General features: G+C 68.5%; 14 protein-coding genes. 5 read left to right on the top strand and 9 right to left on the bottom strand.

What is annotated here, in order from left to right; translation table 11 throughout:
* Positions 1-48: 48 nt before the first annotated feature.
* Positions 49-915: a helix-turn-helix transcriptional regulator gene (locus ACIOGX_RS21950; protein ID WP_401915451.1), complete on the bottom strand. Its 867-nt coding sequence runs from the start codon at positions 913-915 to the stop codon at positions 49-51.
* 439 nt (positions 916-1,354) lie between these two features.
* On the opposite strand from ACIOGX_RS21950, the gene ACIOGX_RS21945 reads away from it, so the two are divergent.
* Together ACIOGX_RS21945 and ACIOGX_RS21940 are read left to right on the top strand one after the other, a co-directional pair.
* Entirely contained in the window at positions 1,355-1,753 is a 399-nt protein-coding gene (locus ACIOGX_RS21945) for a hypothetical protein (protein ID WP_401915448.1), read from the top strand.
* 14 nt (positions 1,754-1,767) lie between these two features.
* Positions 1,768-2,247, top strand: a complete 480-nt coding sequence (locus ACIOGX_RS21940; RefSeq protein ID WP_401915445.1) for a hypothetical protein — start codon at positions 1,768-1,770, stop codon at positions 2,245-2,247.
* Positions 2,248-2,347: 100 nt separating this feature from the next.
* Here the strand turns inward: ACIOGX_RS21940 and ACIOGX_RS21935 are convergent, their stop codons facing one another.
* Positions 2,348-2,521 carry a hypothetical protein gene (locus ACIOGX_RS21935; RefSeq protein ID WP_401915442.1) on the bottom strand — a complete coding sequence of 58 codons (174 nt, stop codon included), beginning with the start codon at positions 2,519-2,521 and terminating at the stop codon, positions 2,348-2,350.
* A gap of 359 nt (positions 2,522-2,880) precedes the next feature.
* Here ACIOGX_RS21935 and ACIOGX_RS21930 point away from each other — a divergent pair, with 359 nt between their 5' ends.
* The 3 genes from ACIOGX_RS21930 (at position 2,881) to ACIOGX_RS21920 (ending at position 5,864) form a co-directional block, all read left to right on the top strand.
* Positions 2,881-3,033, top strand: coding sequence for a hypothetical protein (locus tag ACIOGX_RS21930; RefSeq protein WP_356507722.1), 153 nt, complete (start codon positions 2,881-2,883; stop codon positions 3,031-3,033).
* Positions 3,034-3,432: 399 nt separating this feature from the next.
* Positions 3,433-5,265 carry an alpha/beta fold hydrolase gene (locus ACIOGX_RS21925; RefSeq protein ID WP_401915439.1) on the top strand — a complete coding sequence of 611 codons (1,833 nt, stop codon included), beginning with the start codon at positions 3,433-3,435 and terminating at the stop codon, positions 5,263-5,265.
* 5 nt (positions 5,266-5,270) lie between these two features.
* Positions 5,271-5,864 carry a hypothetical protein gene (locus ACIOGX_RS21920; protein ID WP_401762637.1) on the top strand — a complete coding sequence of 198 codons (594 nt, stop codon included), beginning with the start codon at positions 5,271-5,273 and terminating at the stop codon, positions 5,862-5,864.
* Between the two features lie 77 nt (positions 5,865-5,941).
* Here ACIOGX_RS21920 and hisG read toward each other — a convergent pair whose 3' ends face one another.
* The 7 genes from hisG to ACIOGX_RS21885 form a co-directional block, all read right to left on the bottom strand.
* Positions 5,942-6,844 carry an ATP phosphoribosyltransferase gene (hisG, locus tag ACIOGX_RS21915; protein ID WP_383967104.1) on the bottom strand — a complete coding sequence of 301 codons (903 nt, stop codon included), beginning with the start codon at positions 6,842-6,844 and terminating at the stop codon, positions 5,942-5,944.
* Between the two features lie 9 nt (positions 6,845-6,853).
* Positions 6,854-7,558, bottom strand: a complete 705-nt coding sequence (locus tag ACIOGX_RS21910; protein ID WP_401915436.1) for an SDR family oxidoreductase — start codon at positions 7,556-7,558, stop codon at positions 6,854-6,856.
* Positions 7,545-8,270 carry a phosphoribosylaminoimidazolesuccinocarboxamide synthase gene (locus ACIOGX_RS21905; RefSeq protein WP_356507714.1) on the bottom strand — a complete coding sequence of 242 codons (726 nt, stop codon included), beginning with the start codon at positions 8,268-8,270 and terminating at the stop codon, positions 7,545-7,547. The genes ACIOGX_RS21910 and ACIOGX_RS21905 overlap by 14 nt, the downstream gene beginning before the upstream one ends.
* A 115-nt stretch (positions 8,271-8,385) precedes the next feature.
* A complete protein-coding gene (locus ACIOGX_RS21900) occupies positions 8,386-9,543 on the bottom strand; it encodes an adenosylhomocysteinase (protein WP_356507712.1) in 1,158 nt (385 codons plus the stop codon).
* A gap of 88 nt (positions 9,544-9,631) precedes the next feature.
* Positions 9,632-10,837 (bottom strand): MFS transporter, encoded by a 1,206-nt coding sequence (locus ACIOGX_RS21895; RefSeq protein WP_383967097.1) that lies wholly within the window; start codon positions 10,835-10,837, stop codon positions 9,632-9,634.
* The gene (locus ACIOGX_RS21890) at positions 10,834-11,910 is read right to left on the bottom strand and encodes an HD domain-containing protein (RefSeq protein WP_401915433.1); all 1,077 of its coding nucleotides are present in this window, start codon (positions 11,908-11,910) and stop codon (positions 10,834-10,836) included. Before ACIOGX_RS21890 ends, ACIOGX_RS21895 begins: the two co-directional genes overlap by 4 nt.
* Positions 11,904-12,989 carry an NAD(P)-dependent oxidoreductase gene (locus ACIOGX_RS21885; RefSeq protein ID WP_401915430.1) on the bottom strand — a complete coding sequence of 362 codons (1,086 nt, stop codon included), beginning with the start codon at positions 12,987-12,989 and terminating at the stop codon, positions 11,904-11,906. The genes ACIOGX_RS21890 and ACIOGX_RS21885 overlap by 7 nt, the downstream gene beginning before the upstream one ends.
* Positions 12,990-13,463: the final 474 nt, after the last annotated feature.

The following is a 13,463-nucleotide window of genomic DNA, read 5'->3' as shown; positions in this document are numbered from 1 at the left end:
CGGTCCGCTCGGGGGAGACGCTGAACGCCGGGCAGGTCTATGTCACGTTCACCGTTCCGGGGCGGCCGGGTGCGTCATGGCGTGTGCGATGGCGGCCAGGGCTGCCTCGGCCGGTGACGCCGGCTCGACGGTGTAGGCGATGAGTGTCTGATCAGGGGCCTCGGGCAGGCGCAGCGCCCGGAAGGCGAGGGTGAACTCTCCGGCGGCGGGGTGGTGCAGCCGGTAGGTACCGGTGTCCTTGTCGCGGACCGGGTGGACTTCCTGCCAGAGTCTGCGGAAGTCGGGATGCTTGGAAAGGTCCGCGATCAGTGTGGCGAGCAGTGGGTCGTCAGGGTGGCGTGCCGCGTCCAGGCGGAGGAACGCGACGATGTCGTACGCCTTGGCAGCCCAGTCCCGGTAGGTCGTGAGGCTGTGCGGATGCTGGAACACCAGCCGGGGCATGTTGCGCCGGTGGGGCGGCGAGTGCCGGAAGAAGACCTCTTCCGCGATCGCATTGCAGGCGAGTACGTCGCCCCGGCGCCCGACGACGTACGCGGGAGAATCGGCGAGGGAGTCGAGCAACTGTCGCAGGCCGGGCCGCAGTTCCATGGAGCCGGTCGGGTCGGCGAAGTACGCGTCCGGCGTGTGACGGCGGCCGGGCCGGGCCAGCAGGTGAAGATAGCGGCGTTCGACGTCTGTCAGGCACAACGTGCGGGCCACCGAGTCCAGTACGGCATCGGAGACTCCGTTTTTGCGCCCCTGCTCGAACCGCAGGTAGTAGTCCACGCTGACACCCGCGAGGTGGGCGACCTCTTCGCGTCTCAGCCCGGGAACGCGGCGCCGGCCCGTGCCGTATGAGCGCAGTCCTACCTGTTCGGGGCTGATCCTGGCCCGTCGAGAGCGTAGAAACGCGGTCAGTTCCGTACGTCGGTCCATGGGCGTCAGTCTGCATGAGGCCAGGTGTGCCGCACAGAGTTCCGTCAGCCACTCTGTGGCGCTAACGCTTCTCGGCTGGTGTGTCAAGGGTCTTGTCCGAACCCTGCACGGGGTGGCAGCCGACGGGCGACAGTGGTGACCGTTCCGCCACCGCCCGCTTCTCCTGTCGCTCCGTCCCGTCCCCTCACGTCCGTATGCCAACAGGGCTCCAGGCCAATCAGGTTGTCCAGGCGGCGGAACACGCCTGCCAGTCGCCATGATGGCCGTCGCCCTGATCGCCGCCTCTGTCCCGGCCACCGCCGGGTCGGCCGCGGCGGCGCCCGCCCGTGTCCGCTGCCGGCACGGAAGCGGCCCCCGTATCGGGGCAAGGCGTCGTCCGGCGGGGAATCGCTTGACCTCGTGTCAGTCCATGCAAGATCACCGCAATGAGGAGAAACACGTGAAACGAATCATTCCTCTCGCTGCCGTGGCTGGTGTCACCATCATGCTGGTGAGCGCGATACCCGCGAGCGCGAGGAACGATGTCATCGGACCCGCCAGCGTACGCAAGAGCACGTGGGTCCACTACACAACACAACGAACGGTGAGCGAGTCCGGAACGAACATCTATGTGCGGAAATCGAATGGCCCCGAGCTGGACGTCACGTGGCGCAGGTGCGCGGGAGGACAGACAGGCACGCCGGTAAGACTGCCGAACACCGACCCGACCAGCGCCATACGCATCGGACGTGACTTCTTGGCGGGAACCGTGTTCTGTCTCTCCGCCTACAGCCGTGGGAACAACGAAACGGACACGTGGGAGGGCATCATCTACTGGGATGTCCGTCAGGCCCCGTGAAACACGGGCGGGTCATGGCCGCGGTGGGCCTCGGTCTCATGACCGTCGCGGCGTGCGGCCGGAGCCCGGCCTCCTCACCGGTCTCGCCGATCACACTGAACCAGGCAGGCTACGCCACGGAACTGAGGCAGTCCTTCGGCCAGTACCACTGGCCCCCCGACTACCGACCGGATACCGACCGCCTGATCGAGGCGACCCAGCCGCTCGCGGACGAGCGTCTGTCCGCCGGCGTCACCAAGACCGTGCTCGACATCGTGAACAGCTGTGCCTGGTACCTGTCGTGGGACGCCGCGACAGCGCGCGGAGACCGCGAGGCAAGCGAAGGTGCTCTGAGGGTCATGGCCGGGAAACTGACGAGGTATCCACCGGCCGAGGACCTGAGAGGCAAGGAATTCGTCACGCGCGCCGCTGAACGCGCCAAGGCGGGCGACCCCGAAATGGCTCGACAGTATGTCCGAGCCAACTGCCAAACGGTCAGGTGGAGGGGGGAATGATGGGAGAGCGCCTGCCGAGTCGGGCCCGCAGGGGGGACGGGCCCGCCTCGGCAGGCGCTCCGATCACTGTCGCATGCCCGCCGGATCCCCTGGTTCTTCTCTACGAGGGGCGAGTCGTGGGTGGGTTGAGGACATACTCGTCCGGTGCGCTGCGGGCCAGCGCGGTCACGATGTCGACGTTGGACCGTACGTCGTCCCAGCGGCGTTGGAAGGCGCAGTAGGCGATGGCGTCGAGGCCGATATGGATGAGGCAGGCGTGGAGGCGCTCGCGCATGCCGGGTTCGCATGCCCGCGCTCTCCACAACACGGCCTCGCCGCCTGGGGCACAACACGGCCATGCCGCCTGGGACAACTTTCGGTCACGCACGGCATTGGCGACGCCGCGGCGTGGTTCGCGTGATGACCTGGGCACGTCATCGAGGTGCGGAGGACCCCGAAGCACCCCTCGATCGTCAACACACCACAACAGGACGAATGGGTGCGCCCGCACGCGGTGTGACCGGTCGTGAGTCTGGCCAGAAACGACTTGCCCGGCTGGGTGTTACGTATAACCTGGCTTCGCTGGCCATGTCGTCGGCTGACGCATGGCTCAGCCGGAACGTCCAACTCTTCCGACTACCCCAAGGGGAAATCGTGAACGACATCACCGCCTTCATCAACGAAGACGCGCGCCTCGACGAGGTCCCGATCGAGCGGGCCGAGGGCACCGTACTGGTGGACCAAGGTGTCACCGTGCTGGCGACTCCGTCGGCGAACTGGTGCGTTACGTTCGCCATCGGGGAATGAACCGCGGGGCCAACGCTCTCGACTCCGCGCAGGCGGACGAGGTGGCCGAGCTCATCACTCACGTGATGAGTCCATCGCCCTGACGGAGACCGAGATCCCCACCGACACGAGCCGGGGTTCACACCGGCCGTGCTCGCGACGCCGGCCGCATCGCTCAGCGGTGTGGCGGTGTCCTGTGCCGTGGTCGGCGGCCCCGACGACGGCCAGGGACTGATTCACGGGGCATGGCGCCGTGTCCCCGCCTGACGCACGGAACTCTGCCGGGCCGGAGACCGCCTTCCGGCCCGGCGGAGCGGGCAGCCCGGTCATGGAACGAAGACCCGTTCATCGGTAGAAAGTCAGGAGGCCCGCGTGAAAGTGCTCACCAGAATCGTGTCCACGCTGACCGGACCGATCCCTGTGACCCGATCACAGGCCATCGGAGTCTCGGAGCGCCTGTCCGCCGTCACCTCGCTGACCTCCTCTCTGGAATACCTGACCCAGCGAAAGCAGACCAGGCGGGGCGGACTCCAGCACTGGCCCACGATGGCCCGTGACGGGCGTGGAACCCCCTTGACCCGCAAGTTCCTCGACGCCATCAGCGGGGAGAAGGCCACCGCTGCGGTGCATATGGCCCGGGTCGCGGTCAGCGCGGGGTTGCTGCTGCCAGGTCAGGCGCGTTGGCGGGGAGCGGGCAACATCTTCCTCGGTGTCACCACCGCCGCGCTCCACGCGCGGCACCGGTACGGCTCCGACGGCTCCGACCAGGTAGCGGTACTGGTGCAGACGGCCACCGGTATGGCACGTCTCTCCACGCGTCCGCAGACCCAGGACGCCTTACTCTGGTACGTGGCACTACAGGCCAACACCTCGTACGTCATATCCGGTTGGATGAAACTGCTGAGCAGCTCATGGAGGGACGCCACCGCGCTCAGCGGCATCATGCGAACGGCGACGTACGGCCATGAGCCCGCCTTCAAACTGGCGAAGAAATACCCGAAGGCCGCGGCACGCCTCACACACGGTGTGCTCGCGCTTGAGTGCCTCTTCCCGGTGGCCTACCTGGCCGGCGGGAAACTCGCGCGGCCCCTGATCGCCGGCGCGGGCGCGTTCCATGTCGCGAACGGCCTGGTCATGGGGCTGGGCCGGTTCGTCACCGCGTTCATCTCCATGCACCCGATGGTCGCCTATACCTCAACCCCGAGGACGCATCCGTCGGTGGCGGGCCGCGACGACCGCGCCCTGTACGCCGGCGCGACGCTGCTGGCCGGAGCCGTGTCCCTCGCCGGTGTGATCGCGGTCCAGCGACGCATGCGCACGCTGGAAGGCAGTTCACACTCCGCGTACCTGACGACACGCCATCACAACGAACTCCAGTACGAGCGAAGCGAGGGCGACGACCCCGCCCTCCCGGTCCTCGTCTTTGTCAACGGCATGGTCTCCACATCAGAGCACTTCACCTGGATCACGGAGAAGATCGCCCGGGAGAGCGGGTACGGCGTGGTCACCTACGCCCGTGCCGGATACGCGGGCAGCACGTACCGGAGCACCTCTCCCTACGATCTGGCGGAATCGGTCGACGACCTGGTGGACCTCACCCGCGGTGTTGTCCCGGAAGATCGCACGATCGTGCTCGTCGGTCACTCGCTCGGCGGTGAACTGGCCCGCCGGGCCGCCGCGGACCTGGGAGACCGGCTGCGGGGCATCGTCTATCTCGACTCCTCCCACCCCGACGAGTTGAACCGGTCGAACCAGCAGAGCACGTCCGCCGAGGGCCTCGTCCTCGTGATGAACACGATGGTGCGGTCCCTCAACGCCGGACTCGGCATTCTCCTGTCACGGCCGGCCTGGGTGCAGGCGCTGCCCGCCAACTGCCGTACCCGTGTGTTCGCCCAGTACACCGACGCACGGATGTGGGAGGCCGGCCGCCGTGAGTGGGAAGCCGTCGAGCGGGAGTTCCGGGACTTCGACGGCACACTGCCCCTCATCGATGCCCATGCCCTGGTGGTCTCCGCACAGCAGACCGTCGACCGGGACCCGGAGCAGTTGTTGATGCACAACGAACTGGCCGAGACGCACCGGGGAGAGGGACGTCACGTGACGAGCTTCGTGCTGGAGGGCGCCGACCATGACTCGCTGCTGACCGGCGCCCGGTTCGCCACCGAGGTGGGCCGCCGGATCATCGCCTTCCTCGACGAGATCCGGGCAGCTGACGCACCACAGGTGCGCGTCGTGGAAGAGGCAGCGCAGTGAACCAGATGATGAAGAGCGCCTTCACCGGCCACGGCGCGGGCGCGCGGATCGCGGGCGCGGCCATGCTGATCGGCACGCTCGCCGCGCAGCACCCGAACCCGATGTTCAACCGGCTTCAGCGCAAGGACACCTTCGCGCTGCTGCCGAACTGGCGATTCTTCGCCCCGGAACCGGCGGTGCACGACTACCACTTCTTCTACCGCACACTGAACACCGCCGGCGAGACATCGCCCTGGAAGGCGGTCGATCTGATAGCCGGGCGGCGGCTCCACCAGATCTTCTGGTTCCCCAGCCGACGAACAGAGAAAGCGGTGTTCGACATCAGCAGTGAGATGCTGCAGATGCTCGACAAGGGCTTCTCCGAGGTGATCCGCACACCTGCCTACCGGGTGATCACCGCGTACATGCGGGAGCGGGTACACACTGAATCCGCGGGTGGTGTCCGAGGGTTTCAGTTCGCTCTGGCACGTGCCACCGGTCACGACACCTCCACCACCCCTGAGATGCTCTTCGTCTCGCCGTACACACTGATGGACCCGGCGCCCACCCCGGCCCCCGCCCGCCCCCGCCTCCGGGGTGGATCACTCCGGGTCCGATGACCTGGGGGTGCGGGCCGGCGTGGCCGAAGCCGTGGGAAGTCGATGGGAGAAGGGCGACCACACCCACGGTGGATCGGTCATCGTAAGGGTGTCCGGGGGAGCGCCGACGTGGTCATTCCGCCGTCGGTCTGGGTGACATCGAGTGCGCCTGCCTCCAGCAGGCGGTCGATGGTGTCGGGCAGCCCGGCGCGCTGTGCCAGCCCTTGGACGACCACCAGGTCGGTGCCGTGCAGGCCGGCCCCGATCCGCCAGGAACGCTCGGGCATGGAGCGGGCTACCCGTTCCAGACAGTGCGCGGGCACGCGTACGGTCAGCAGCGCGTTGGTGGACCTCGTGTGAGCGGCGTCCAGCAGCCGGGCCATCCCCTGGATCCTTCGTTGCCGGCCGGCGTCACACCACGCCTGCGGACTGGCGATGAACCACGGGGTGCAGGTGCGGATCGTCTCGATGATCCGCAGGCCGTTGTGGTCGAGTGTGGAACCCGTCTCGACGACATCCACGATGGCATCGGCCAGTTCGGGGATCTTCGCCTCGGTGGCGCCGTACGAATGGACCACATCCGCGTGGATTCCCGCGTCCTGGAGGAACCGGCGGGCGATCGTGGGGTATTCGGTGGCAACGCGTGTGCCCTGGCCGAGATCCCGCACGGTCCGCGCCGCGTGCTGGGCCGGAACCGCCAGCACCACCCGCCAGGGCGAGTCCGTGGTCTTGGAGTAGCTGAAGGACACCACGCTCTCGACCTTGGCCTCGGTTTCCTCGACCCAGTCGGCACCGGTCAGTCCGGCATCGAACGACCCGTCCGCGACGACCAGGGGGATTTCCCGTGGCTTGAAGAAGGCGACCCGTATCGGGCCGTTGTAGGCGATGGTGCCCCGGTAGGTACGTTCGGAGGGCCTGGTCACTTCCAGGCCGGCCGCGGCGAACAGGCCCAGGGTCCGCCGCTCGAGCGAAGACCCCTTGGGCAGTGCGAGGGAGAGCATGCGGTCCTCCTAGACGTGCAGCAGCCGGTCGATTCCGGTGACAGGGGGTTTGGGCAGCGATGCCGGCCTGATCTCGATCTCACCCACCAGCAGGTCCTTGGGAAAATCGTCGATGATCGAGGCGATGCCCTTGGCGACTGCCTGAGTTGTCATCTTGTGGGGATCCGTGTCGCCCTCCAGGTTGGCGATCGCGCCCGGCGAGATCAGGCATGCCCGCACACCGTTGTTCCGTTCCTCCAACAGCAGCGTCTCCACGAAGGCCGCCAGAGCGGCCTTCGTGGCACTGTAGGTGGCACCGCCTTCGAAATACCGTGTGCCGGCGTGGCTTCCCATGAAGACGATCAGCCCGTTGCCGGATCGCAGGGCCGGTAGCACCGCCTGGGTCAGATGGAGGTTCGCGCTGAGATTCACCGCCAGAGACCTGTCCCAGTCCACCTGGCGGATGTCGGCGATCGGTTCCAGGAGGCGGTCTACCGCGTTGGAGACGCACACGTCGAGCCGGTCCGTCGCCGCGAGTACCCGGGCGACGCGGTCCCTGATCTGCTCGGGGTCCGCGAGGTCGCACCGCTGTTCATGGAGCCAGTCCTCGCCGGTCGGCGTACGGTTGAGGGAGAAGAGGCGGTAGCCCCGTTCATGCAGCTCCCGGGCGAGGCTTCGGCCGGTGCCGCGGTTCGTCCCGGTGAGCAATGCGACCGGGCGGTCAGTCGAGCCCATCGAACAGCCTCCGCCATTGCGACGTGATCGTTGCCTGGGACGCCCCGCTGCGGAAGAGGTCCTTGTCCAACGGGGATCCGTCGGGGTGGCGCAGCCGCATGCAGTCCTGCGACACCTCGGATATCAGCACGGGCTCACGGTCGTCCGTGAATCCGAAGATCAGGCAGAAGTCCCACAGCTCGACGGGGTGCAGCCAGTCGCCGAGGACGGTGTTCACCGCCAGCGCCTGGCGGCGCAGTTCCTCGACCGGCAGGTCCAGCGCGCGCAGGTAGTCCTCACCGATCGGCTGGTCCTCGGGGTCGACCCGGTAGTCGAATTTCACCACCGGCCTGGGCAGCGGCTGGTTCTCCTGGAACAGCCCCGGATACTTCACCAGCGTGGAGCCGACCGCGCGGTTCTTGACGATGACCTCGAACGGCGGCGCGGGGTGGTACTCGGCCACGTAACAGGTGGCGGAGACGCGGCGGGAGAACGCGGTACGGATCCCCGCACCCGCCAGTTTCGCGGCGGCCCGCTCGTAGAAGTCGAGCCGTAACGGGCCCGTGTCCACGACCAGTTCGTCCCGGGCGTACGTGAAGCTTCGCAGCGAGGGGATGATCTCGACGAGGCACAGACCGTTCGGCAGCAGCCACAGTTTCTTGCTGCGCCCCTCGGTGTCCGCGGGCCTTCCCTCCTTCCAGGAGAGAAGGTCCCCCTCGGGGGAGTCGCTCACACCGTTGTCTGTCTCCACAGGTTGTTTCACTACAACTCCTCTGTGCAGTACGTACGTTGATGACGGGCTGGGACAACGACCACGGTCGCGGGGAATCATGTGCCGCGTGTGCCGGTCACGGTGTGTTCACGGGACGCTCCCCGCCGGCCAGGGCCACATACGCCTGCGCGACCTGGGCGTCGATCTCGGGCGGGACCGGTACGACACACTGGTCGGCGGAGACACGGCCGGCCGCGATGGCTTCCAGGCAGCGGGCCTGCAGGGTGAATCCGAGGTCCATGGACTCCACCGAATTCCCCAGGGGACGCGGCCCGTTCAGATTCACCATGTGGCCCTCGGTGAGGATGTTGACGCGGGCGCCGCCGCTCAGAGTCAGGGTCTGCAATCCTTCGGTCGGCTCGGTGCAGCTCAGGACGGTGGGGTGGGCAAGGAGTCCCGGTACGTCGATCTCCCACGGGAGGTGACCCGCGTTGACGAGGATCACACCGTCGGACAGCAGGGGGAGGTCCTCCGCGGTGAGAATGCCGGGGTTTCCCGTGGACGTCACGATGATGTCCGCCGATGCGAGTGCCTCCTGCCGGCCGGGGACCGCGTAGCCGTCGAACATGGCCTCCAGGCGACGGACGGGGTCGCTCTCCCACACAGCGACACGGGCATGCGCGTGGGCGAAGTTCTTGGCGATACCGCGCCCGCAGGCGCCATAGCCGACGACGGTGACACGCCGTCCGTTGGTGGCCCGGTTGGTGATGCGCAGAAACGACTCCAGCACGCTCTGGCCGACCGCATGGGTGTTCTCCGCGAACTGCTTGATCGGACTGTCGTTGATCACCAGCACCGGGCGCTTGATCCGGGCACGTACCGGCATCAGCCGCGCCCGCCCCGATGTGGTCTCCTCCGTCCCTCCCAGCAATCCCTCGTAGGGCGCGTCGAGGTAGCGCAGGAACAGGCCGCCGCCGTTGTCCAGAAGCAGATGCGGCCGGGTCGCGAGGACCTGGCGCAGACACGCGTCCTCGGTGTGCGGGTCGCGAGTGCGGTCACCGATGACCGTGACCCCCTGCTCCCTCAGGAAGGTCAGCGTGGCGCCCTGTGTGGTCCTGAGGTTTCCCGTCGCGACGACGTCCGCGCCGCCCCGTGCCAGCACCAGGAGCAGGGTCGCCGTCTTGGGTTCGAGATGGATCGCGGCGCCGATCCGCAAACCCGCGAAGGGCCGCTCCCGCTCGAAATCGACCGCTGTTGAGGCCAACAGGCGACAGCTGCTGGTTACCCATTCCATGGTTGGCATCCGGACCATCCCCCTGTCATCGTCAACCTGCTTCCAAGAACATCGCCGGCGTGGCCGTGGCATCGGGCATCGGGGCAGGTCATGCCGTGGACACCGCCGACGCCGTGGCGCTCGCACGCTGTTCCGCATCCAGCCGTGACTGCCCGGCCAGGAGGATGAGGACGCTGACCGCGAGCCCCAGCACGCCACACGCCGCCGCCCATCTCGGACCGCCGTGCTCCAGGACCAGCCCGACGACGGCGGACCCCAGCGCCGAGCCCGAGGTCATCAGCGTGACGAGCCAGGCGAACGCCTCGGTGACGGTGCCCGCCGGGGCGAGCTCTCCGACCAGGACGAAGGAGACGGTCAGTACGGGTGCGAGGAACAGCCCGGTCAGCAGCATCAGGCAGGACATCAACGGAGGAGTGGGCAGCAGGCACAACAGCGCGTAGCCCAGCCCCAGGCCGATGACCAGCAGCAGGGTCCGCCGTGCGGGCGGGACCCGCCAGTGGCGTACGGCGCCGTACGCCAGTCCCCCGACCAGGGCACCGAGGGCGTTCAGGGCCAGGAGCGTCGGGGCGCCCCCGGGCAGCCGGTGTTCCTCGGCGTAGGCCACGACGATGACATTGAGCGTGCCGATGGCAACGCCCACACCGGTGAGGCTGACCAGCAGGACGACAAGACCGCGGCTGCGCAGCGGACCGAGCCAGTCGGCCTGGCGGGCAGGGGCCTGCCAGGCCCGGGTGGGCGCCGCCGTGGCGACGACGAGGACCCCCGCGAGCCCCAGCAGCGCGGCGGCCCACAGGGCTTCCACGGGTGAGGCGGCGGCGACGCAGCCGGCCACGATCAACGGCCCGCCCACGAAGATCAGTTGCTGGGAGGCGGAGTCCAGAGCGTAGGCCGACTCCAGTCTCTTCGCGTCGACGACCGCCGGCCACAGCGACCGCAGGCAGGGCTCCAGCGGCGGGGTCGCCGCTCCCGCCAAGGCCGCTCCGGCCACGACGGCGGCCTGCCGGTCGGGGGCCGCCGCGATCACCAGGAACCCGCAGCCCGCCAGCACGGCCGTCGACAGCAGCACCAAGGGCTGGCCGACATGGTCCACCAGACGGCCGAGCAGGGGCCCTCCCACGGCCGCGGCGATGGCGAACGCCCCGATGGCAACCCCGATGAACGCGTAGGGTGCGCCCGCGTTGCGCAGCGCCAGGGGGATGGCGACGGCGGCCATCGCGCTCGGCAGCCGCCCGACGAGCGTGCCCACCAGCAGCCGGGTCGCGTACGGACTCCGCAGGAGGCTCACATAACTCATGAGGCGCCCTCGCCGCTGACGGAGACCGGGGCCTCCTCGGTCAGGTGCAATTGCAGCGCGGCGGGTCCGCCCTCGCACAGCTGCACCTCGATGTCGCCGACGGCGGTGAGACGACGGTGGACGGGGGCATCGACGATGCTGATCCACACGACGTCGGCCTCCGCGTCCAGCAGCCACTCCCGTCCCACCACGGTGGTCCAGGGCCGTGAGCGCTGTGCGTGAGGCACGTAGTGGGTGAGCGCCTCCGGAGCGTCCAGCAGGTCCACCTCCACAGGCTGTCCCTGTTCGTCGAAGGCCAGCCCGACGCGCCCCCGGAAGCCGATGCGCGTCACAGCGCCGTCGGGCGACGGCTGTGGTGCCACGGCCAGGAAGCGGGTGAGCGGATCCCAGTGGACGCGGGTACCACCGGGGCGGGACACGGTGTCCTCGTTTCCCCACTGCGAACGGAACTCGGCGGCGAACCGGTGCAGTTGGAAGGCACGCTCGGCGGCCAGGCGCCGGGCCGGCTCCGTCAGCATGTCCTTCTCGAGGTGGACCAGCTTCTCGTACAGATGGGCCAGGACCGACGACGTCTCGCCTTCCGCGTACAGCTCTTTCAGCCGGGCGCCGGGATCCCACATCGACTCCCCGAGCAGCCCGCCGAACGCGAAGGCGCGTCCGATGCCGACGGCGCCCATCGCGTCGAGATTGTCCGCGTCGTGCACCGCGGCGGCGATCACGTCCTCGCCGTCGAGGTCGTCACCGCCGAAGCGGTAACGCCCGGTCAGCTCGACGGCGCGCAGGATCGTCCCGTGCAGCTCCTGCGGGACCTCGCACCGTTCCAGCACGTCCAGTACGGCGGTACGGGCCTCCTCGGGGCGGATGGGCCGCCGCCCCTGCCTGGCCTCCTCCACCCGGTGGTAGTCGTGGACGTACGCGGCGACCTGGGCGGACAGCGGATCGGCGGACAGACGCGCCGCGATGTCCCCGGCCAGGGCCGCGACCCGGTCGAGGTGATTGATGTCGTGCGCCGGGTCGGCGGCGGCGAAGTCGGCACGGACATGTGCGCGGACCCGGTCGAGAAGTGTCACCACTGTCGCCCGTACTCCTCGCGCCACTGCTGGGCCAGTTCCTGCTGCGTCCGGGGGTCGAGGCGATGCAGTCCCGGGCTCCACGCGCGGCGGGCCAGCTCGCGCGTGCACAGGTACAGCTCGGTGTAGACCAGGTCCAGTACGGAGCCGAGGATGCTCTGTTCCAGGAAGTTCACCGGCTTGCCCTGATTGAGCAGATACACCGTGCGGTCGGCGACCTGCAACTCCATCACCTCGTCGGTTTCGACGAGCGTGTCGGCTCTGCGGCACAGCCCCTCGACGTCGAACTCGACCTGCTTGGAGCTGCCGCTGGCCAGCACTACGCCGTCACGCAGCAGGGGCAGATCCTCGGTGGTGAGTGCGCGGTGCCCCGAGACACCGACGATCACCTCAGCCCAGCCCAGCAGGTCCTCCCGTGCCCCCACCCGGAAGCCGTGCACCACCGCGGCCGACATCCGCACCTCGTCCGGGTCGTAGACCGCGACGTGCGCCCCGGTCCGCCGCAGGTGTTCGGCCAGGGCCGTACCGATGCCGCCATAGCCGAGCACCAGCACCCGCCGCTCGCTGAGCAGCCGGTAGAAGCGCAGTCGTAACAGACGCTCGACGCTGTAGGCCACCGAGCGGCCCACCTGGACGTCCTCCAGCGCTTTGAGCGGGCTGTCCGCGATGGTGAACACGGGCAGTGGTAACGGCATGTTCCGCTCGTACCGCCATTGTCCCTGTTTGGTGTCCTCCACCACGCCCCGCACGCTCGGGTGCTGGGCGAGCTCGCCGACCGCGTCGGCGCAGTATCCGCCCACCTCCTGTACGACCACGGGGAGTTCGCTCTCGCGGGCCGCGCGCACGGCGTCGCGCACAGCCAACGTTCCGACGTCCCCGATCGATTCGGGCACGGTGACCGGAAGGTCATCGAGCCGGGAGAGTGCTTCGGGCTGCACGCTGTAGGGGACGGGCACCACCCCGACCAGGTCCATACACCGGTCGAACAGCCGCACGAAGGGGACAGCGGTGTCGAGGAGGTGTGTGACGAGTACGAGGCGAGCGGGCGGCATGGGCCAGCGGGCCTGGGCACTCTGCAGCACCGGCAGGTCTCCGGCGCGAGCAGCATGGCCGGCGCCCGAATGGGCGACGGGGGCTGCCGGACTGAGGGTGTTCGTCACTGAATGCTCCTGTCGGTGGAAGGCGGCGGGTGGGGCGATGGCCGTGATGTACGCGGTTCGCGGTCCTGGCTCCGCGGGGCAGCCAAGGCGGGGAAGGGAACGGCGGTGATGGCGTCGAGAGGGTCAACTCCTCACAGCGGAGAGGTGCGTCGGATTCAGCTGTCGCGCGCGACCACCGGCCCTCGGTGCGGCTTCTGGTCGCCCACGACCCGCTGGTGGGCGAGTGAGTCGAAATGACGTGTTACGAGGAGTCAGGTTATACGTAACACGCCGCTGGGCAAGCCGTTTCGAGCCAACCTTGCCATCGTTCACACTGTGCCGGAGGTTCATCCGTTCGCCTCCCGTGGGACATGTGGCGGGATCGCCGGTGCTCCGTGGTCCTCCCTGGTTGGACGG

It is taken from the genome of Streptomyces sp. NPDC088147 (assembly GCF_044741565.1).
In the GTDB taxonomy this organism is placed as follows: Bacteria; Actinomycetota; Actinomycetes; order Streptomycetales; family Streptomycetaceae; genus Streptomyces.
This window is presented reverse-complemented; position numbering and strand designations above follow the sequence as displayed.